This window comes from Hyphomonas sp. GM-8P, assembly GCF_003263315.1.
In the GTDB taxonomy this organism is placed as follows: domain Bacteria; phylum Pseudomonadota; class Alphaproteobacteria; order Caulobacterales; family Hyphomonadaceae; genus Hyphomonas.
In genome coordinates, this window is sequence record NZ_AWFE01000116.1 from 18,306 (window position 1) to 36,739 (window position 18,434).

At 61.7% G+C, this 18,434-nt stretch carries 17 protein-coding genes; 7 read left to right on the forward strand and 10 right to left on the reverse strand.

Features of this window, described 5'->3' with window-relative positions:
• The first annotated feature begins 97 nt into the window (after nucleotides 1-97).
• Nucleotides 98-1,207: a tRNA (adenosine(37)-N6)-threonylcarbamoyltransferase complex transferase subunit TsaD gene (tsaD, locus tag HY26_RS16420; RefSeq protein ID WP_034766795.1), complete on the forward strand. Its 1,110-nt coding sequence runs from the start codon at nucleotides 98-100 to the stop codon at nucleotides 1,205-1,207.
• 262 nt (nucleotides 1,208-1,469) lie between these two features.
• On the opposite strand, the gene HY26_RS16425 is transcribed toward tsaD, so the two are convergent.
• Nucleotides 1,470-2,069 (reverse strand): TetR/AcrR family transcriptional regulator, encoded by a 600-nt coding sequence (locus tag HY26_RS16425; RefSeq protein ID WP_034767067.1) that lies wholly within the window; start codon nucleotides 2,067-2,069, stop codon nucleotides 1,470-1,472.
• A gap of 134 nt (nucleotides 2,070-2,203) precedes the next feature.
• Here HY26_RS16425 and HY26_RS16430 point away from each other — a divergent pair, with 134 nt between their 5' ends.
• Both HY26_RS16430 and HY26_RS16435 read left to right on the forward strand, forming a co-directional pair.
• The gene (locus tag HY26_RS16430; protein WP_034766797.1) at nucleotides 2,204-2,500 is read left to right on the forward strand and encodes a YciI family protein; all 297 of its coding nucleotides are present in this window, start codon (nucleotides 2,204-2,206) and stop codon (nucleotides 2,498-2,500) included.
• Complete coding sequence (locus tag HY26_RS16435; RefSeq protein WP_034766800.1) at nucleotides 2,497-3,177, forward strand: glutathione S-transferase; 681 nt, start codon at nucleotides 2,497-2,499, stop codon at nucleotides 3,175-3,177. Before HY26_RS16430 ends, HY26_RS16435 begins: the two co-directional genes overlap by 4 nt.
• Here HY26_RS16435 and HY26_RS16440 read toward each other — a convergent pair.
• From HY26_RS16440 to HY26_RS16465, 6 genes are all read right to left on the reverse strand, one after another.
• Nucleotides 3,161-3,988 (reverse strand): sulfotransferase family protein, encoded by an 828-nt coding sequence (locus HY26_RS16440; protein WP_034766802.1) that lies wholly within the window; start codon nucleotides 3,986-3,988, stop codon nucleotides 3,161-3,163. The genes HY26_RS16435 and HY26_RS16440 overlap by 17 nt on opposite strands.
• 36 nt (nucleotides 3,989-4,024) lie before the next feature.
• A complete protein-coding gene (locus tag HY26_RS16445) occupies nucleotides 4,025-4,564 on the reverse strand; it encodes a hypothetical protein (RefSeq protein ID WP_034766804.1) in 540 nt (179 codons plus the stop codon).
• A 61-nt stretch (nucleotides 4,565-4,625) separates the two neighbouring features.
• On the reverse strand, nucleotides 4,626-6,773 hold the full coding sequence (locus HY26_RS16450; RefSeq protein WP_034766806.1) for a PQQ-dependent dehydrogenase, methanol/ethanol family: 2,148 nt from the start codon (nucleotides 6,771-6,773) through the stop codon (nucleotides 4,626-4,628).
• Nucleotides 6,774-6,892: 119 nt separating this feature from the next.
• The gene (gene pyrF, locus HY26_RS16455) at nucleotides 6,893-7,792 is read right to left on the reverse strand and encodes an orotidine-5'-phosphate decarboxylase (protein WP_034766808.1); all 900 of its coding nucleotides are present in this window, start codon (nucleotides 7,790-7,792) and stop codon (nucleotides 6,893-6,895) included.
• A complete protein-coding gene (locus tag HY26_RS16460; RefSeq protein WP_034766810.1) occupies nucleotides 7,789-8,610 on the reverse strand; it encodes a serine protease in 822 nt (273 codons plus the stop codon). The genes pyrF and HY26_RS16460 overlap by 4 nt, the downstream gene beginning before the upstream one ends.
• 21 nt (nucleotides 8,611-8,631) lie before the next feature.
• Nucleotides 8,632-9,063 carry a DUF350 domain-containing protein gene (locus HY26_RS16465; protein ID WP_034766813.1) on the reverse strand — a complete coding sequence of 144 codons (432 nt, stop codon included), beginning with the start codon at nucleotides 9,061-9,063 and terminating at the stop codon, nucleotides 8,632-8,634.
• Between the two features lie 93 nt (nucleotides 9,064-9,156).
• On the opposite strand from HY26_RS16465, the gene HY26_RS16470 reads away from it, so the two are divergent.
• Complete coding sequence (locus tag HY26_RS16470) at nucleotides 9,157-9,939, forward strand: 3-hydroxybutyrate dehydrogenase (protein ID WP_304412372.1); 783 nt, start codon at nucleotides 9,157-9,159, stop codon at nucleotides 9,937-9,939.
• Nucleotides 9,940-9,956: 17 nt separating this feature from the next.
• Here the strand turns inward: HY26_RS16470 and HY26_RS16475 are convergent, their stop codons facing one another.
• Nucleotides 9,957-10,568, reverse strand: a complete 612-nt coding sequence (locus tag HY26_RS16475) for an SCO family protein (protein ID WP_034766815.1) — start codon at nucleotides 10,566-10,568, stop codon at nucleotides 9,957-9,959.
• A 64-nt stretch (nucleotides 10,569-10,632) separates the two neighbouring features.
• Here HY26_RS16475 and HY26_RS16480 point away from each other — a divergent pair, with 64 nt between their 5' ends.
• Together HY26_RS16480 and HY26_RS16485 are read left to right on the forward strand one after the other, a co-directional pair.
• Complete coding sequence (locus HY26_RS16480) at nucleotides 10,633-12,018, forward strand: ActS/PrrB/RegB family redox-sensitive histidine kinase (RefSeq protein ID WP_112074147.1); 1,386 nt, start codon at nucleotides 10,633-10,635, stop codon at nucleotides 12,016-12,018.
• A 48-nt stretch (nucleotides 12,019-12,066) separates the two neighbouring features.
• On the forward strand, nucleotides 12,067-12,639 hold the full coding sequence (locus tag HY26_RS16485) for an ActR/PrrA/RegA family redox response regulator transcription factor (RefSeq protein ID WP_051600041.1): 573 nt from the start codon (nucleotides 12,067-12,069) through the stop codon (nucleotides 12,637-12,639).
• Between the two features lie 10 nt (nucleotides 12,640-12,649).
• Here HY26_RS16485 and HY26_RS16490 read toward each other — a convergent pair whose 3' ends face one another.
• Entirely contained in the window at nucleotides 12,650-13,966 is a 1,317-nt protein-coding gene (locus tag HY26_RS16490) for an amidohydrolase (protein WP_034766817.1), read from the reverse strand.
• Nucleotides 13,967-14,157: 191 nt separating this feature from the next.
• On the opposite strand from HY26_RS16490, the gene HY26_RS16495 reads away from it, so the two are divergent.
• The gene (locus HY26_RS16495) at nucleotides 14,158-16,371 is read left to right on the forward strand and encodes a TonB-dependent receptor (RefSeq protein WP_051600042.1); all 2,214 of its coding nucleotides are present in this window, start codon (nucleotides 14,158-14,160) and stop codon (nucleotides 16,369-16,371) included.
• Here HY26_RS16495 and HY26_RS16500 read toward each other — a convergent pair.
• A complete protein-coding gene (locus tag HY26_RS16500) occupies nucleotides 16,368-18,362 on the reverse strand; it encodes a glycosyltransferase family 39 protein (RefSeq protein ID WP_034766819.1) in 1,995 nt (664 codons plus the stop codon). The genes HY26_RS16495 and HY26_RS16500 overlap by 4 nt on opposite strands.
• Nucleotides 18,363-18,434: the final 72 nt, after the last annotated feature.

Below are 18,434 nucleotides of genomic sequence, written 5' to 3' on the forward strand. Positions count from 1 at the left end.
TTAGTGTCAGCCCACTCGATGTTCTTACAGATATTCTGCAGAAAAGCGCCCGGTGCCGAAGACATCCCCGCTTGGGCGGGCTGGAAACCGGCGCTATATGCCCGGCATGACACGCCCGCTGACCCTCCTCGGCATTGAAACCAGCTGCGACGAGACCGCGGCGGCAGTGATCCGCCTCGCACCTGACGGCGGGGTCCAGATCCTGTCCGAAAAAGTCCACACCCAGCTGGAAGAACATGCACCTTATCTGGGCGTCGTGCCGGAGATCGCTGCGCGGGCGCATGCCGAACTCGCAGACCAGACAGTCGCTGCAGCCATGGCCGATTCCGGCCTGTCTTATACAGATCTCGACGCGGTGGCGGCAACCTCCGGCCCCGGCCTGATTGGCGGCGTCCTGGTCGGCATGATGACGGGCAAGGCGATTGCGCAGGCGGCGGGCAAGCCCTTCCTGGCGGTCAATCACCTGGAAGGCCATGCGCTGAGCCCCCGGCTGACGCATGACTGCCCCTTCCCCTACCTGCTCTTGCTGGTCTCGGGCGGGCATTGCCAGTTTCTGGAAGTGCGTGGCCTTGGCGACTACCGCCGACTCGGCTCGACGATTGATGATGCCGCCGGCGAAGCCTTCGACAAGACCGCAAAATTGCTGGGATTAGGATTTCCGGGTGGACCAGCCGTCGAGCGTATTGGCGCAGACGGCGACCCCGAATCGATCGATTTTCCCCGGCCGCTGCTGAACCGGCCGGGCCTAGACATGAGTTTCGCCGGATTGAAGACAGCCGTCGCCCGCGCCGCCGAGGCAGAAGCGCTGACGGATGCGCGCATGGCCAATATCTGCGCCAGTTTTCAGGCGGCCATCGTGGACGTGTTATCGGAAAAGGCCCGGCGGGCGCTCGAGGATTTCAATCCGGGCAATGATTCCGGAAAGCGTTTTGTCGTGGCGGGCGGCGTCGCCTCGAACAAGGCAATCCGCGCCGGATTGGAAAAAGTGGCAGATGCAGCAGGCGCGGTCCTGATCGCACCACCCATGCGGCACTGTACGGATAATGCCGCGATGATTGCCCTTGCCGGGGCGGAGCGGCTTGCAGGCGGCCTCGAAAACGAGGCAGGTGACCTTGGCGCCGGGGCTAGACCGCGCTGGCCGCTGGATGAAGCGGCGGCGAAGTCAGATCCGGCCTATGCGACGGGACGCCGGGGCGCCAAGGCCTGAAGGGTCTGCTCGAAACGGCTCAACGCCTTAAACCACGAATTCGGCGAATGACACCATGGTGGCGATCAGGCCAACCGTGAACGGCAGAGCTGCCATGAGGGCAACGAGCGACTGGCGGGATTCAGTTTTCGAAAGGGTCATTGTCTCTGTTCCTTGTTCGGGAACGGCAACATTTGCCGTCCACGAGCTTCATATAGCGAAACCATGAACACAAATCAATGAACGATTTTAAAATTATTCAGAGTTTAGTATTTTTACCTACTCATGGAACGCTGGCGTCTTTCGACAGGCCCGCGAGGATCAGGTCGAGGACTCCTTTCAGCTCCCGCTTCAGTTTCGGCAGGGTGAGGTGGGAAAACAGCTGAGGGAACCGGAATTTCATCAATGCCGCCTGCATGAATTCGGCAGTTTCATCGAGCCGCTCGAGCGGCCGGAATACGCCGTCACGAATGCCATCTTCAAGAATCTGCACCAGATAGACACGCTCCTGCGCCATCTGTTCGTTCATATACAGCGGCCGTTCGTCCGCCAGAACTTCGGCAACTTCGAGAATCTTCGCTTTCGCTTCAATCGCCTGATAGGTGCTGACCATGCCGTAATCGAAGAACTCCCGCAAACGTTCGGGCGCAGGTTTCTTCTCGCGGGCGATCGACGCATAGGCCTGATACATCTCGCCATTGAATTTGCGGGCCAATGCCTCAGCAATATCCAGCTTGGACGCGAAGAAGCGGTAGATATTGCCGGCGGACATGCCACAATCCTTGGCAATCTCCGACATCGTGGTCTTGGCATAGCCATAATGAAGGATCCGCTCGATGGCGGCATCCAGGATCAGCTGGCGGGTATCAGTGGTATCGTTCATGGAGCCGGACCATACCGGGAAATACTGAAGGATCAATGATTCATTCAGGAAGCACAAAATCTGTCGCGGCAGCCATAGGCAGGTGCGGCCGACTGTGCGATAGCGTCCGCCGGACGTCTGGATGGAGTAAACCTATGCCCCTTTTCTGCCTGCACTGCCTGGATAAGACCGATGGTGGCGCCGAAGCGCGCGCCAAGGCCCGGCCAGCCCACCTGGCCTGGGCAGCGGAACTTGGCGCCTGCGTACGCATGGCCGGACCGCTTCTGGACGAGGGCGGCAACATGGTCGGTTCTGTGTTCCTCATCGAAGCAGAGGATCTTGCCGCTGCAAAAACGATCCATGCGCAGGACCCCTATGTCACCGGGGGCGTGTTCGGACACGTTCATATCAATGAGACCCGCTGGGCTATCGGGGAAGGCAAACCCGCATGAGGCGCCTCGTTCTGGGAAACCTGAACTATTCCAGCTGGTCGATCCGCCCGCTCATGGTGGCCCGCAAAGTGGGTCTACCAGTGGAGGAAATCATCGTGCCGCTCGATTTTCCGGAAACGACGGCACGCCTGAAGGAAATCAGCCCGACCGCAAAAGTGCCGCTCCTCATCTGGGATAACCAGACGATCTGGGAGAGTCTCGCGATCACGGAATGGATCGCCGAATGGGCCCCGCCTGGTACGGTCTGGCCGGAAGACCCGGTCGCCCGCGCTGTCGCCCGCGCCGCCGCGAGCGAAATGCATGCCGGCTTCCCGGAACTGCGCAGCCAGTGCCCGATGGATATCCGGGGCCGGGAGCTTCCGCCGGAAATGACCAGCAAGCTCGCTGCCGATATTGATCGCATTCAGGAATTGTGGAGCGGCCTGCGCAGCGAATATGGCCGGAATGGCCCGTTCCTGTTCGGTAAATGGAGCGCAGCAGATGCCTTCTACTTGCCAGTCGTCACAAGATTCAGAACTTATGGCCTGCCGCTCAGTGGTGCCGCAGCGGATTACTCGGCTGCCGTTCTGTCAGATCCCGACTTCCTGAAACTGGAGGCGCAGGCCAAGGCAGAACCCTGGTGGATCAAATATGGGCCGGACGGACGATCCAGCGGCTATCTCAAGACGGAAGACTGAGCAGGTCGTATCCAAGGTCGTGCCGGAACAATTCGCCGATCTTGCGCTGATAAATCTCCAGCGCTTCACCAGAAAACAGGTCCGACAGGCTGGTCTTGCGATTCTGCAGGACGTTCGGCTCGGCTTCCGGGTCGACTTTCTCAGCCATGGCTTCTTTCGTGCCTGCCTTCAGCGCCGCATCAATGGAGGCTGGCGTGAGCTTCAGGTTCCAATGCCGGTCAACGGCTTCCAGGATCTTCCGCGGGTCTTTCAGCGTGTCCTCATAATGGACCACGAGGATGGACTCACCGTGACGGGCCAGGACTTCCCCCCAGCGGTTCCAGAACCGGGCGAGCCAGTAGAGATCGCAGCGGTATCTTGAGCCGGCCGGATCACCTTCCAGATAGGTCAGCCAGTCGACCTTGATGTCGTATTCCCATTTTGCGTGGTGACTGGCGAGGATCGACATCGGGTGCCGGACCGCCAACACATAAGGCGGCAGACCGGCCAAGCCACGCGCCCAGCCCCAGTCCACCAGGCGGTGCGGGATCGTGTGGCTGAAGGCAAGTCTGGGAAGCTGCGGGAAAACCGGCGCATCCTTTGGCCAGCCGATATAGGGCCGCACGGCATTCTCGGAGAAGTACTTTGGTGGCTCGATCCCGTGCGTTTCAGCAAGCGCCACAGCCAGCATGTATTTCAGCCAGTGCGTCCCCGAATTCTTCGATGTGACCAGCACGCCATCGAACGCACCATGGCGCAGCACCGAAAAATTGGTCCAGTTTTCGTTGAGCACTTTGGCCCGATAGGCAGAAGGCAGAGTCGTCGCAGTCATTGAACTGCCCTAGGGCCAGATGACAGACGGCGCAACTCAGGTCTTCAGGCCGGCCTTGTCCCGATAGACCTGCAGCAGCGCCAGCTGGTCACGGGTCGGCAGGCCTTCGGCCTCGGACACCGCCACAAGCATGGCATCAAGATCGATAATCTCTTTTGGACCGAGCACGGAAGATGACACGATCAACTGGCTCAGCTTGCGCATGGTCTCTGCCGGCGGCGGGGCTGAGTTGGTAACCCAGGCCGCATGCGCTGTCAGGGCATCGGCTTCTTCCTGACTGAATTCGAAATGATGCATGATTTCGTGGTCAATCGCGGCGGTCTGGCTCTCCGTCAGCGGGCCTCCGCGGGCGCGGGCTACTTCCATCATCATGATGGCGGCCGCTTCCCGCGGATCTTCGATCAGGCCCAGGCCGCCCCGCCCTGCCCTGTATTTGAATGCCAGTTTGCGCGGCATGTTGATCGCCGTTTGCGCCAGTTTGCCGGCCTCACGCAGACCTTCCCGCGCCATACGGATCCGCCACGACCAGACACCGATCGCCACCAGAATGCCGAGCAGGAACAGAAGTACTTGCATCCGAAAACAGTAACGCGGCCCAGTGGGCCGCGCTACAGGATTCGTCGGATGGAAAGAGGCTTTACTCGCCTCCATCCTCCGCTGCGGTCGCCGCATGCGCCTGAGCGAGCACATAGGCGCGGATCGCCTCGACATCGTCTTCGCTCAGATACTCCGCAAAGGAGACCATACCGTTTGCCGAATAGTGCCCTTCCAGCACGATGCCTTTCCAGGCTTCAGGGTCAGCCGAGATGGCCGACCAGCGCAAGTCCGGCAGCACACCGGAGCTGACGGCCAGCGGGCCGTGGCAGACAGCACAGTTGCGGGAGAAGTCGACGACGCCTTCCGCCAGCTGAGCATCTGTTCCGAACGGTTCGGCTTTCGGCGTGCGGTCAATCGGCGTGAGGTCTGCATCTGCAATCTCACCGGTACCACCCAGTTTGAAGGTCACCACTTTGCCAACGGTCGACGGCACCTTGTCGTCATAGGCGAAGCCTGCAGCCAAGGCGAACGCACTGCCCCAGCCCGTTGCGATGGTCACATACTGTTCGCCATCGATCATGTAGGTGCCCGGCCCGGCGCCAGCGCCGGACTTCACATTGTAGTCCCACAGCACGTCTCCGGTGGCAGCATCATAAGCAACGAAGTGGCCGTTCAGCTTGCCCTGGAAGACCAGACCGCCAGCCGTCGACAGCACGCCGCCATTCCAGGCATTGTCATGCTCCACGGTCCAGCGCGGCGCGCGGGCCACGGGATCCCAGGCGATGAGGCGGCCCTTCAGGGTCGAACGCAGGAACTTGGCCACTTCCGGCGGCGCGATCGGCGGCACGCCGGCGGCGAAGTCCGCACCTGTATTCCACGCAGTGTCCTTGGAGAAGAAAAGCGGGTCTTCCGCATAGGCCTGCGGAATTTCCTGCGCCGGAATGTAGGCCAGCGCCAGGTCCGGATTATAGGCCATCGGATGCCAGTTGTGCGCGCCCAGCGGGCCCGGCAGCTGCTGGTAGGGCTCTTTGCCATAACGTGCCGCAGCGATCTCGATCGGGCGGCCGTTCTCATCGAGACCCGTCGCCCAGTTCATCGGACCGAAGGCATCGCCAGAGATGAACTCGCCGGTCGCGGCATCGATCACATAGAAGAAGCCGTTCTTCGGGGCCTGCATCGCAACCCGGCGGCTGGCACCATCCGGTCCGAGCGGCAGGTCCGCCAGAATGATGGTCTGCGTGGCGGTGTAGTCCCAGTTGTCGCCAGGCGTCGTCTGGAAGTGCCACTTGTACTCGCCAGTATCCGCATCGACCGCGACGATGGAAGACAGGAAGAGGTTGTCCCCGCCCGACGGGTCACGGAATGTCCGGTTCCACGGAGAGCCATTGCCGACACCGAAGATGATCTGGTCATTCACTTCGTCATAGACGATCGAATCCCAGACGGTGCCGCCACCGCCATCGGTGACCCACGCGCCTTCGTCGCCCCAGGTCGCATTACCGACCTGCTCGAAGGCTGCATCAGATGCTTCACCGTCTGGCTGCTTTTGCGGGTTCGGCACTGTGTAGAAGCGCCAGATCTTGTCGCCGGTCTCTGCGTCGTAGGCGGAGATGTATCCGCGCACGCCAAGTTCCGCGCCGCCATTTCCGATCAGCACCTTGCCGTTCACCACGCGCGGGGCGCCTGTAATCGTGTAGGGCTTGGACTGGTCTACGGTCACCTTTTCCCAGACGAGATCGCCCGTCTTCGCATCCAGCGCCTGAAGGCGGCCATCGATGACGCCGACATAGATCTTGCCGTCATAAACAGCGACGCCGCGGTTCACGACGTCACAGCAAGCGTTGACGCCAACCGCACGGTCGACATCCGGATCATGTTCCCAGAGCAGCTCGCCAGTCTTTGCGTCGAGCGCATACACGACGGACCAGGCAGAGGTGACGAACATCACGCCATCGACAACGATCGGCGTGACTTCCACGCCCCGGTTGGTCGCGAGGTCGAACGTCCAGGCAACGCCGAGCTGGTCGACATTGTCCTTGTTGACCGCGTCCAACGAGGAGTGGCGCTGCTCATCATAGGTCCCGCCATAGGTGAGCCATTCTGCACCGGCCGAGGCCGTTTCGATGCGCGCCGTGTCGACGGCAGCAAATCCTTTTTCCTCCGGCGGAGGCGGGGTGTCCTTCGGCCCGCATGCGGCCAGCAGCGCCAGCGCTGAACCAGCCAGTAGAATACGACTCCAAACAGCCATGTCGGTGTTCCTCCCCTCGACATATTTCGCACGCGGTCTTCGAGCCGCTCTGTTGCAGGCAATGCTAGTCCTTCGAATGCGTTTGTCGAGGCATAACCCGGCGGCACGCCGGGGCCGCTTCAGGCCGGAATTGCAGACGTGCTGCCGGTCCGGCTTGAGAGATCGGCCTGCGCAGCATCGATGGCCGCTTCGACGCGAACCCGCCAATCGGCCAGATTGGCCGCTTTTTCGGAACCTGCCGGGAAATTCACCGAACGGGACGCGCTGACCACGCCGCCCTCAAGCCGGTTGCCGGTCCGCGTGAAGCCGGCCAGGGCTTCATCTGCGTCCGCGCCTTGCGCGCCATAGCCCGGCACCAGGAACAGAGATGTCGGGGCAATCTTGCGGATGGCCCGTGCTTCGTCAGGTCCCGTCGCGCCGGTCACCATCATCAGGCCGGACCAGCCAGACTGGCCGAGCAGGCGCTCTGCAAGCGGGGCCAGCGCCTCACCGACGCGCGCGTAGAGCGGCGCGCCCTCAAGGTCGCGGGACTGAAAATCGGCCGAGCCGGGATTGGAAGTACGCACAAGCACGATCACGCCCTTCCCGTTCGCCTCGCCTTCGCGGACATAGGGTTCCAGCGTATCCAGCCCCATATAGGGGTTCACGGTCAGGGCGTCGGAATGAAACGGCGCGTCCTTGCCGAGATAGGCGGCAGCGTAACCTTCCGCCGTCGAGCCGATGTCGCCGCGCTTTGCGTCCATCAGCACGATCAGGCCGGCCTCTTTTGCGGCGCGGGCAATGGTCTGCAGCGCTTTCATGCCTTCCGGGCCGTGACGTTCGAACAGGGCAACCTGCGGTTTGATACAGGCGACCCGGCCTTCACAAGCGCCGATCATGGCGAGGCCCCAGGCTGCCAGCCCTTCCGATGTATCGCCGCCGAACAATGCCGGGATCCGGCCGGCATGCGGGTCGATGCCGACGCAAAGCGGCCCATGCCGGCGGGTGGCATAGATCAGGCGGTCGGCAAAGCAAGTCATGGCTTCACCTTGCAGGCAACCTTGACCACTTGCAACAGACGCCGGGCATTGTCGGATCGTGGCCCGTACGTCGCTTCATCGAACGCTTCCGCCGGACCGTTTTCAGGGCTGACATTCAGGCGCGTCAGGAAGGCTTCGACCGAGGTTGGCGCCGTGGTGTAGATCCGTCCGCGGCGCGGACTTTCCGCCACGATGACACCGCGAACACGCCCCTGCGCATCGAATACCGGGCCACCCGAGATCCCGCCCAGCGTGCCATCGAGGCCGCGGGTCCGGCCGAATTCCGCCCAGGCCAGGATCGGTTCGGAGTTTTCCCGCCGCCCGCGCGTGATCAGGTTGGACCGCGACATCAGTCTTGTCGCGACCTCGCCGGGCCGCCCCTGCGGGTAGCCGACATGATAACCTTCACTGCCGATGCGCAGCGGCGTCGCAAGATCAAGCTCAACCGGATTTGGGCTGCGGCCCGTGGAAATCAGGGCGAGGTCGTGATCCGGATCGAGGGTAACTGACTCCACCGGCACATACTGACCCGGCGCGACAAGCAGGCCGACGGAATCGCACCCATCAACCACGTGCCGGGCCGTAATCCACTGGCCCTTCCGATTGACGGCGAACGCCGTGCCGATGCCGTCTTTCGGCGCATCGACCTGAATCAGGATCTGCTCATCAAATGGGGAGGGCGGCGGCAAGGTCGGGCCGTCCGCCTCAAGGACGGTGGGCGGCGCCTCAGGCGCGTCAGCATGATCGCCCTGCGCAAACAGGACGAAAACGACCAACCCGAGCGCGGTAACATAAAGCAGCCAATCGAACTTGCGCATCGGCCTTATCTGCTCCTCAGATCAAAATCTCTGCAACGCAGGATCCCACAATCCTGCGGCAAGAATGAGGGCAGATGCCAGCTTTGCAGAAACGAGCACTGCGGCAGCGCCTATTTCGTCCTGTTCGATCCGTTTGGGCAGGCCGCCCAGCAGGAGATCCACCAGCCGGTAGACGATCAGCTGCAGCAATAGCGCCACCAGGCCCCAGATGGCAAAATCGATCAGGGTGATGCTTGAAGCGAGCGCCGAAGACATCGGCAAAGCCAGACCCGCAATCGCACCGCCCAGGGCGATTCCCGCTGCGGCGTTACCCCGCCGGACCTCGGCAAACTCCTTCCAGGGTGTCAGCAGAACATAAATTGTGCTCGACACGACCAGCATCACACCAGCACTGGCCGTCCAGATCAGGAATCTTGGAAACGCCTCGACAAATGCACCGATTTCTCCGCCCATGAATCCTGATAATCCTGTGTGATTATAGTGGTGACCCGGCGGGGGCCCGGCCCTATTCCTAACATGGCGCTTCCGCCACTCAAGGAGACCATCATGCTGAAAGGTAAAACAGCCCTTATCACGGGCTCTACGAGCGGCATTGGAAAAGCCATTGCAGAGCGACTGGCGGCTGAAGGCTGCAATATCGTGCTCAACGGTTTCGGCGATTCCGGAGAGATCGACGCGCTGAAACGGTCGCTCGCCGCAGAACACTCGGTCATGGTAGGTTATTCGAGTGCCGACCTGACGCGGATTCCGGCCATTGAGAACATGATGGCTTATGTGCAGAGCGAATTCGGCGGCGCCGATATTCTCGTCAACAATGCCGGCATGCAGCATGTCTCACCGGTCGAGGAGTTCCCGGTCGACAAGTGGAACCTGATCATCGCGCTGAACCTTTCCGCGGCTTTCCACACGATCCGTCTGGCCATGCCGGGCATGAAGGAAAAGGGCTGGGGCAGGATCATCCAGACGGCGTCGGCCCATGCGCTCGTCGCCTCGCCCTACAAGGCGGCGTATGTGGCGGCAAAACACGGGATCGCAGGCCTGACCAAGACAGTTGCGCTGGAAGGCGCCACCCATGGCGTCCGCTGCAATGCGATCTGCCCGGGCTATGTCCACACGCCGCTGGTCGACGCACAGATCACCGACACGGCCAAAGCTCGCGGCATCACCGAGGATGAAGTCGTGAAGAATGTGATCCTCGCCGCCCAGCCGACCAAGGAATTCGTCACAGCCGAGCAGATTGGCGAGATGGCGGCGTTCCTCTGCTCTCCTGCAGCCAGTCAGATCAACGGGGCCCTGCTGGCGGTCGATGGCGGCTGGACGGCCCAGTAAACGGGCCGCCTGGCCGCCTATTCCAGCAGTTCGGTGAGGCAGGTGGCGATCGTCTCGTCCGTGTCTTCATGGGTGAAGAAGGTTTTCAGCTTCCAGTCTTCATCCATGAGGTACAGCAAAGACGTGTGATCCATCGAGTATTCGCTCTGGCTGCCCGGCTGCTCGATCCGCGAGTAATCCGCCAGGAAAGCATCCGCAGCCGCGCGGACGTCTTCCGGAGTTCCGGTCAGTCCCTGAAGATTGTCCGGGAAGGCGTTGGTCGACACATATTGCGCCAGCTGCTCCGGCGTATCCCGCTCGGGATCGATGGAAATCAGCAGGGTCTGCGGGGGGCTGACATCTTCCGGCAGCCGGTCATAAGCCCGCTTCAGAGTCACCAGAGTCATCGGACAGACATCCGGACAATAGGTGAAGCCGAAATAGATCAGCGTCGGGTGGCCCTTATAGGTCTCTTCCGTGACAGGCTCCCCGTCCTGGTTCACCAGCGAAATCGGTCCGCCAATGTTCGGATAGGCGCGCGACATACAGCCTCCGGCCGACCCGCCGGCAGAGGGTTCAGCAGGTTTTGCAGGGCCACAGGCGGCGAGCAATCCGGCCAGCAAGGCCGCGGACATACGAAGTCTGGTCATGACCTTCCTCTAGGACGTGGACCCGCCGCTTGGCGAGGGCGTCACGCTGCCGCATAAGACACAAATGAGTGATCTGTCCCGACAAGACGTGAATCGCGCCGACCGGCTCGGCTTCGATGATGCAATCTTTACCCTCGCCCCGGAAGGGCTTGGGTCGGCCCAATCGGCCCTTGGACGGACGCGTTTGCGCACCTTCATCACGCTGCGCTGGCTGGCCGTCGCTGGACAGACCGCTGCCGTGCTCTTCGTGGCCTTCGTGCTGCACTTCGACCTGCCGCTCGCGGCCTGTCTGGCCATCATTGCGGCATCGGCCTGGCTGAACGTGTTCCTGTCGTTCGCGTTCCAGAGCCAGCGCCTGACGCGCGGCTGGGAAGCCTCATTGCAACTGGCCTTCGATACGGTACAGCTCGCCGCCCTTGTGGCGGTGACAGGCGGCCTGTCGAACCCCTTCCTTCTCCTGCTGGTCGCGCCCGTAACGGTGGCAGCGCTCAGCCTGTCTCCCACGCGGGCCGTATTGATCGCCCTGCTGGCGCTGACCCTTGCGGCGATCATGCCCCTGATCTCGCTGCCCCTGCCCTGGATCAATGGCGCCATGGTGGAGCTGCCGCCGCTGTTTCACCTCGGCCAGTTTGCGGCGCTTGCCGTCGGCGTGGTGTTCTTCGCGGTCTCCGCCGGACGCGTCAGCCAGGACGAGGCCAAGCTGGTGCGGGCGCTTGATGCGGCCAGCATTGTCATGGCGCGCGAACAGAAACTCTCCGCCATCGGTGCAATGTCCGCCATGACGACGCATGAGCTCGGCACGCCGCTCGCCACCATTCACCTCGTCGCCAAGGAATTGCTGACCGAGACCCCGCAAGACGATCCGAAATATGAGGACCTGACTCTATTGGCCGAGCAGGCCGACCGGTGCCGCAACATTCTGGCGACCATCCGTGAGGCGCGCGATGCCACCGACATCGTGCACGCCCGCGTCACGCTGGATGCGCTGGTCGCCGAAGCCGCTGCGCCCTTCAAAGGCCTGGGCGTCGCTGTGGAAGTCGTTGTCCGGCCCTCAGAAGACGAAGCAGATTCCCGTCCGCCGATCCTGAACCGGAGCCCCGAAATCCTCCACGCCATCAGCGCCTTTGTGGAGAACGCCGTGAGCTTCGCCGATTCCGGGGTGACCGCGCAGGCCAGCTGGACCGCTGACCAGATCATGATCTCGATCAGTGACGACGGGCCCGGTTTTTCTCAGGAAGTGTTGCCGAAGCTGGGAGAGCCTTATGTCTCGGAACGAAGCGAAGCACATCTCGGCGGCGGAGACATGGGGCTTGGCTTCTTTATTGCAAAAACCCTGATCGAAAGAACCGGCGGCAGGATAGCCACCAGGAACCGCACACCACCCCGGACGGGCGCCATCGTTCAGGCCCTCTGGCCGCGTGCAGCTCTTGAAGCATCCGCGTTGGATTAATTGATTTGGAAGTCCTATAAAAGAATCAGGTAGCTAGGGAAGCTGAGCATGGAACGGCCAGTAAATATTAATCTTCATGAGAGCCTGGAGGGCGTCGAAGACCGCTCCTGTCTCGTAATGGACGATGATGGCCCGTTCGTTCAGCGTTTGGCCCGGGCACTCGCGCAGCGCGGTTTCATCGTATCTGCTGTAACGAATGTTGCGGAAGGCAAGGATATCGCCCGCCTGAATCCGCCGGCATTTGCTGTTCTGGACCTGCGCCTGGAAGACGGCAGCGGCCTGGACGTTGTGGAAGTACTGCAGAAGAGTCGCCCGGAAGCGCGCGCCGTCATTCTGACGGGTTATGGCGCCATCGCAACGGCCGTCGCCGCAGTGAAGGCAGGCGCCGTGGACTACCTCTCAAAACCGGCTGACGTGGAAGACATCATCCGTGCGCTCACGGCCACCTCTGACGAGAAGCCTGCCCCGCCGGAAAATCCGATGTCAGCTGACCGGGTCCGCTGGGAACACATCCAGCGCGTCTATGAGCTGTGCAATCACAATGTCTCGGAAACAGCTCGCCGTCTGAACATGCACCGGCGCACACTGCAGCGAATTCTCGCCAAGCGCGCGCCGCGCTGACTTTCTCCTTTTAGTCCTTCGCAGGCATCAGGGTCATCGCTCCGATAACCATGGCTTCCGTGCCCAGTTCCACCGAAGGTTCCGGCCAGATCCTGAAGAACGGGGAATGGTGGGACGAAGCATTTTCCAGCTCATCGGCTGGCGTGCCGCCGACATTGAAATAGACGCCTTTCACGCCGGTATCGGGCGTGACGAAATAGGCAAAATCCTCGGCCCCCATGCCGTCGCGCGGCGGATCGACCAGCACGTTGTCTGAAATACGCGCGGCAAAGGCATCGCGCAGGCGCTGGGCGGTCGCCGGGTCATTGATCGTGGGCGGCGTGGTTTCCGTCTCGGACCGGATCACTTCCGGCATCAGGTCTTCGGGCACATTCATCGAGATCGCAACCCCGCGCGCCACCCGGTCGATACCGTCCAGCAACTCTTCCCGGATGTTCGGATCGTCGGAGCGGACAGTGATCTGCATCTCGACCTTGTCGCCGATAATGTTGTGCTTGAAGCCGCCGTGGATGGCCCCAACCGTGATCACGCCCGGCTCCAGCGGCGCGATCGACCGCGAGACAACCGACTGAAGCGAGACGACGATCTGCGATGCGACCAGCACCGGGTCGATCCCTAAATGCGGATAGGCACCATGCGCGCCGACACCGTGCACAATGATGTCCACACTGTCGGAGCTGGAGGCGACCTGCTCCAGTGGCACCTGGAGTTTTCCGGTCTCAAGATCGGCCGCGACATGGAAGGCAATTGCATAATCCGGTTTCGGGAACCGCTCATAAAGCCCGTCCTGGATCATGGCGCGTGCCCCGCCGATCCGCTCTTCTGCCGGCTGGCCGACCAGCACCAGCGTGCCCGACCAGTCTTGCTTGCGCTCAGCCATCTGGCGGGCCGCCCCGACGAGCGAGGTGATGTGCACATCATGCCCGCAGGCATGCATCACAGGCTTCTCGATGCCGTCGATGTCGACCTGTGTGACCGTGGAGGGTTGGGCGACGCCGCTGTCTTCTTTCAACGGCAGGCCATCCATATCGGCGCGCATCAGGACCGTCGGGCCGTCACCATTTTTCAGGACCGCGACCACGCCGGTGCCGCCAACCCCTTCGGTAACGTTATAGCCGAGGGCGCGCAGTTCTGAGGCAAGCCGTTTGGCCGTTTCGGTCTCCAGGAAGGAGAGCTCCGGATGCTGGTGGAAATACTGGAAAAGCGGGCCGAGGTTTTCCTTGTAGTCCTTGTCGATCGCCGCGCTGAGCTCGCTGTCGGCCGATGCCATACCGGCAGTCCCAAGTGCGATCAGTGAGGCGGCGCACGCCCGAAGCTTCCAGTTCATGTGATGTCTCCCGCTGTTGGACGCAGGCTAGGCATCATGCCCGGCGGTGTAAATCACCGACCTGTCAGCCCCGGCCGAACCTGCAGCAAGTAAAGTGCAAAGTCACTTTAGCAGACGTGCAGCAGCGAACCGGTTGATGCGCTTTCGCCAAGCCTGATAAGCGCCCTCTTCCCAAAGAAGGGTCCCTCAAAATGTCTCTTGCGCTTATCCTCGCCGCGTCAACATTCACTGCCGGTCCGGAAGATGCCCCGGCAAGACTCGATCCTGTCGTCACAACGGCAACGGCCAGCCAGACGCCGCTCAGCGACATCCCGATGTCGGTCAGCGTCATCAACGGGGAGGATCTCGGGCTCGCCTCCGCTTATCTCGGCGCCGAGGATGTGACGGACCTGCTCACCGGTGTGGAAGCCGCCGTGGCCAATGGCAGCCAGGTGTCCTTCCAGATCCGCGGGATCGGCGCTGTAGACCATCAGGCGCTGACACCGGGCGCAGCGGCCGTCTATTCCGACGGTGTCCTGCTGGCGACAAATGTGCAGACCGGCCTGATGCTGTACGACCTGTCCGGCATCGAGGTTCTGAAAGGCCCGCAAGGCACATTGTTCGGGCGCAATGCATCCTCTGGCGCAATCAGCTTCCTGACCAGCCGCCCGGAAGATGGCCAGTCCCGCTATCTGCGCGCCGGATATGGCAATCTGGAACGCACCGATGTGGAAGGTGCGTTCGGTCAGACGTCCGGCGGGTTCAGCTACCGCCTTGCCGGACGTTACCTTTCCCGCGATGCGGCACTCGACAATACCGGCGGGCCAGACGCGGCAGGCGGCATACGGGACGAGTTCGGCCTGCGGCTCGGTCTCAACTGGGAAGATGCCGTTGGCGGCTCACTCCTGATCCGTACGCACTATGAGGAAGACAATGGCGTGAATGCCGCGCCGCGAAACGATACGCTTGGCCTGTCGGATCATGATATTTCCGTTGGAAGCGATGGTGTTCAGGATACAGATAATGCGTTCTACGGAACCTCCGCAGATTATGTGCGCGAAATCGGCGACTGGACGCTGACTTCCCTCACCGCGTTTGAAGGCTTCAACCAGTCTTACGGGTTTGACTTCGACGGGGGTGTGGCCCTCTTCGGCAACCCGCTCTTCAATGCAAACCTCTCCTACGATCGCAATTTCAGGCAGTATTCGCAGGAAGTCCGCCTGACGACGGAGCGCGACCACAACTCCACCCTGTTCGGCATCTATGCCGCCGCAGAGGATTTCAGCCAGACCTACACAATCTGGTGCGGAGAGCTGAACCCGGACACCCTCCTCGGCACCTGCCCCTATGTCGGGGCCGCCAGCCGGGCAGGTCCTCAGCCTGTTTCGGACGGAACCGCCAAGACGCTCATCACGGACATCCGGCAGGAACGCTCTGTCCTTGCCGCCTTCACCTACAATGAGGTGGCGCTGACCGACCGGCTCACCGCCACGCTCGGCGCCCGGATCACGCGCGAGACAATCGAAGGTGCCGGCGCGGGACGGCACCTCTTCGATGACGGCACAATCGGCTACAACAATGTCGGCGGTCTTGGCCTTGCCGCCGGTTCGAACGAAATTGAAGACACAAAGCTCACCGGGAATGCGGCGCTGGCCTATGAGACGGATGCGGGCACGGCTTATATGTCCATCGCAAACAGCTACAAGTCCGGCGGTTTCAATGGGGAAGTGCAGAACAACGCCACCCACTTTTCCAATGAAGGCCTGTTCGATGCAGAGACCGTCACGGCGTATGAGGCGGGGTTCAAGTCAGAGCCTTCAGGCCGTTTCATCTGGACCGCCGCCCTGTTCTATCAGGACTATGACGCCCCCCAGGCGCGCATCTTCGTGAACTTCCCGCTTCCGGACGGTTCCAGCATCACGTCCAATTCTCTCTCAAATCTCGACGCAGCGACTGTTTATGGCCTGGATGCCGATATGCGCTGGCAGGCAACCGATGCCTTGTCTCTGAAAGGCGGGTTCACCCTGCTCGACACGGAAATCGATCAAACCTCAGATATTGGAGGCAATGCCGGAAAGTTCCATGCAAATCCCTTGCCTTTCGCGCCGGACGTCTCCGCCATGCTGGGTGGTCGGTATGAATTCGCCTTCACTCCCAATACAGATGGTCATGTCTCGCTGCACGCGAAGTATCGCAGCCGCTATTATCTGGATCCGGAAGGACTGGCGTCCCGCATGCAGAAAGGGTTCACAACGCTTCAGGCAGAAGCCGGTCTCCGGTTTTCAGATCCCGGAATAGATGTCACCCTGTGGGCCCGGAATCTGACGGACGAAGACTATGCCCTCTCGGGGTATGGCTTTATCGGTTACGATACGTTCCGGTCCGATCCGCGAACTTATGGCTTCCGCATCGGCTACACTTTCTAGCGGCAGCTTTCCCGGTCGAACCGCATGGCGACGAAATTCACCGGATCGCCATTGGAATAGTTGAGCGCATAGTAAGGTTCTGACTCCGTGATGCAGAGGCCCATGCCTTTGGCCTGCGCGCGCAAATGCGCCACTTCTTCGGCCACCGGAGGTTCGGCCTTCCGGTCCTCGTAATTTACGAGATAAACGACCGGATAGGCGCTCTCATCTGACGGCAAATCCAGCGGCGTTTCCGGTGGGTGCGTATTCTGAGTACCCATGGTGAGGATGTAGGACGGCTCCGCATAGCCAAGCGCAAGGATGCGCTGGGGTGGTGTCATCGCGCAGGCTTCACCCGGGATGCCGCAGACATCTTCCAGCGCCAGACGCGCGGTTTCCGTCGGCTGCACCCAGACCTGGCTCGGCAGCATGAAGATGCGGATATGCCAACCGATGACGAAAGCGGCCGCAATGCTGAGCCCGATGGAGACAGCCATCCGCGCACGGCTGAATTCGATCGCCGCGGCGCCGCAGAGTACAAACGCCGCCCACCAGAGCCAGACCGGAAACACACGGTAGCCCTGCCAGGTCTCCAACACTTCAGAACTGGATGCGGTAGTGAAATCGCCTGCCGCTTCCGTCATGAAATTATGGGTCACTCCAGGATAGGAGACTGCCAGCAACAAGACGGCGCCAAGTCCGAACAGGGCAAGCGAGAGCCAGCGTGAGACCGGCATCTTGACCCCTTCCATCAGGCGCACCGCGGCATAGCCGCAAAGGAGCGCCATGCCCGGATAGGCTGGCAGGATATAGTGGCTGAGCAGCGTCGGCATCAGTTCGAAAAAGGCATAGGTCAGCAGCGTCCAGCACAAGAGCAGGCGCAGGCCCTTCACCTCCGCTGAGGCTTCGGGAGAGGCCGGTGCCCGGCGCCACCATTCGTCCCGTGTCGAGAGGAACCAGAAAACCAGCAGCAGTACTGACGGATAAGCGACCTTCACGCCGTTTGCGGCGGTCGTCGGCAGGACCAGCGCCAGCAACAGGCTGATCATGAGCAGCGCGCCGCCAATCAGCAAGCCCGGCCGACCGGTTCGGGCGACAGTCGCCTGCCGCACGCCCTTCCAGCCTGCGACAAGCCCCGGCACGATCAGCAGGATCGCCGGGAAGAACCAGATCGGCAGATGGGTGAGGTGATAGAATGGCCAGCCGCCATGACCTTCCGACGCGCCCGTGAACTTGTCTTTCAGATCCTTGCCGACCGCGCCCTGCAGAAACTCACCACTTGTCGCCACCTGAACCCAGATGAACCAGGGCAGGACCAAGGCGACGAACAGAAGCGGTCCCGGCCACCAGAGCAGCGGACGCCACCAGTCCCCGCCCTTCCCGTTCTCCGCCCGGCCCCAGACCCAGACGCCGAGCCCTGCATAGAAGGCGACCATCGGCGTCACCGGCCCCTTGATGAGGAAGCCGAGCCCCATGGCGAGCCAGAAGAGGAGCGCCATCTGCTTGGGCGAACCCTCACGCAGGTACAGCCGCCCCAATGCGCCAATGCCAATCGTCGTGAGGCAGACGAGCACCGCATCGGTCTTTGATATATGCGCCTCGGACGTGAGCAGCAGCGTTGAGCCGAACATCGCCGCGCCGAGAAAGGCCGCGCGCCGGCCCACCAGCGGGATGCCGCACCAGAAACAGGCCACAGCCGCAAGGCTCGCGCCGATCCAGCTCGGGAAACGATAGGTCCAGATCTGCTTGGCTTCCGGCCCGGTGAAAACCGCCGTTGAGGCCGCCTGCAGCCAGTGAATCCCGGCCGGTTTCTTGTTGCGCAGCTCGTCCTGGTACTGGATGCGAATATAGTCGTGCTCTTCCAGCATTTCCTTTGAGGCCTGGGCGAACCGGCTTTCGTCCCGGTCCAGCGCCGGCAACATGAAAACACCCGGCGCAGCCGCACTGAAGGTGATGAGGAAGAGAGCGACCCAGGCTTTCCAGCCGGTCGAAAGGCGGTCGAGCAATGTCATGGCCCCTCCTCTAACCGGTTCGCGCCGCTTCGTCTTGCGCTTTTGGGCGTGAAGGCCGTGTCAGCCGCAAGT

Coding starts and splice junctions, on each gene's coding strand:
- HY26_RS16425 (WP_034767067.1), bottom strand. CDS start 2,069: ATGAACGATACCACTGATACCCGCCAGCTGATCCTGGATGCCGCCATC.
- HY26_RS16495 (WP_051600042.1), top strand. CDS start 14,158: ATGTCTCTTGCGCTTATCCTCGCCGCGTCAACATTCACTGCCGGTCCG.
- HY26_RS16450 (WP_034766806.1), bottom strand. CDS start 6,773: ATGGCTGTTTGGAGTCGTATTCTACTGGCTGGTTCAGCGCTGGCGCTG.
- HY26_RS16430 (WP_034766797.1), top strand. CDS start 2,204: ATGCCCCTTTTCTGCCTGCACTGCCTGGATAAGACCGATGGTGGCGCC.
- tsaD (WP_034766795.1), top strand. CDS start 98: ATGCCCGGCATGACACGCCCGCTGACCCTCCTCGGCATTGAAACCAGC.
- HY26_RS16435 (WP_034766800.1), top strand. CDS start 2,497: ATGAGGCGCCTCGTTCTGGGAAACCTGAACTATTCCAGCTGGTCGATC.
- pyrF (WP_034766808.1), bottom strand. CDS start 7,792: ATGACTTGCTTTGCCGACCGCCTGATCTATGCCACCCGCCGGCATGGG.
- HY26_RS16465 (WP_034766813.1), bottom strand. CDS start 9,063: ATGGGCGGAGAAATCGGTGCATTTGTCGAGGCGTTTCCAAGATTCCTG.
- HY26_RS16490 (WP_034766817.1), bottom strand. CDS start 13,966: ATGAACTGGAAGCTTCGGGCGTGCGCCGCCTCACTGATCGCACTTGGG.
- HY26_RS16440 (WP_034766802.1), bottom strand. CDS start 3,988: ATGACTGCGACGACTCTGCCTTCTGCCTATCGGGCCAAAGTGCTCAAC.
- HY26_RS16470 (WP_304412372.1), top strand. CDS start 9,157: ATGCTGAAAGGTAAAACAGCCCTTATCACGGGCTCTACGAGCGGCATT.
- HY26_RS16480 (WP_112074147.1), top strand. CDS start 10,633: ATGAGTGATCTGTCCCGACAAGACGTGAATCGCGCCGACCGGCTCGGC.
- HY26_RS16460 (WP_034766810.1), bottom strand. CDS start 8,610: ATGCGCAAGTTCGATTGGCTGCTTTATGTTACCGCGCTCGGGTTGGTC.
- HY26_RS16500 (WP_034766819.1), bottom strand. CDS start 18,362: ATGACATTGCTCGACCGCCTTTCGACCGGCTGGAAAGCCTGGGTCGCT.
- HY26_RS16485 (WP_051600041.1), top strand. CDS start 12,067: ATGGAACGGCCAGTAAATATTAATCTTCATGAGAGCCTGGAGGGCGTC.
- HY26_RS16445 (WP_034766804.1), bottom strand. CDS start 4,564: ATGCAAGTACTTCTGTTCCTGCTCGGCATTCTGGTGGCGATCGGTGTC.
- HY26_RS16475 (WP_034766815.1), bottom strand. CDS start 10,568: ATGACCAGACTTCGTATGTCCGCGGCCTTGCTGGCCGGATTGCTCGCC.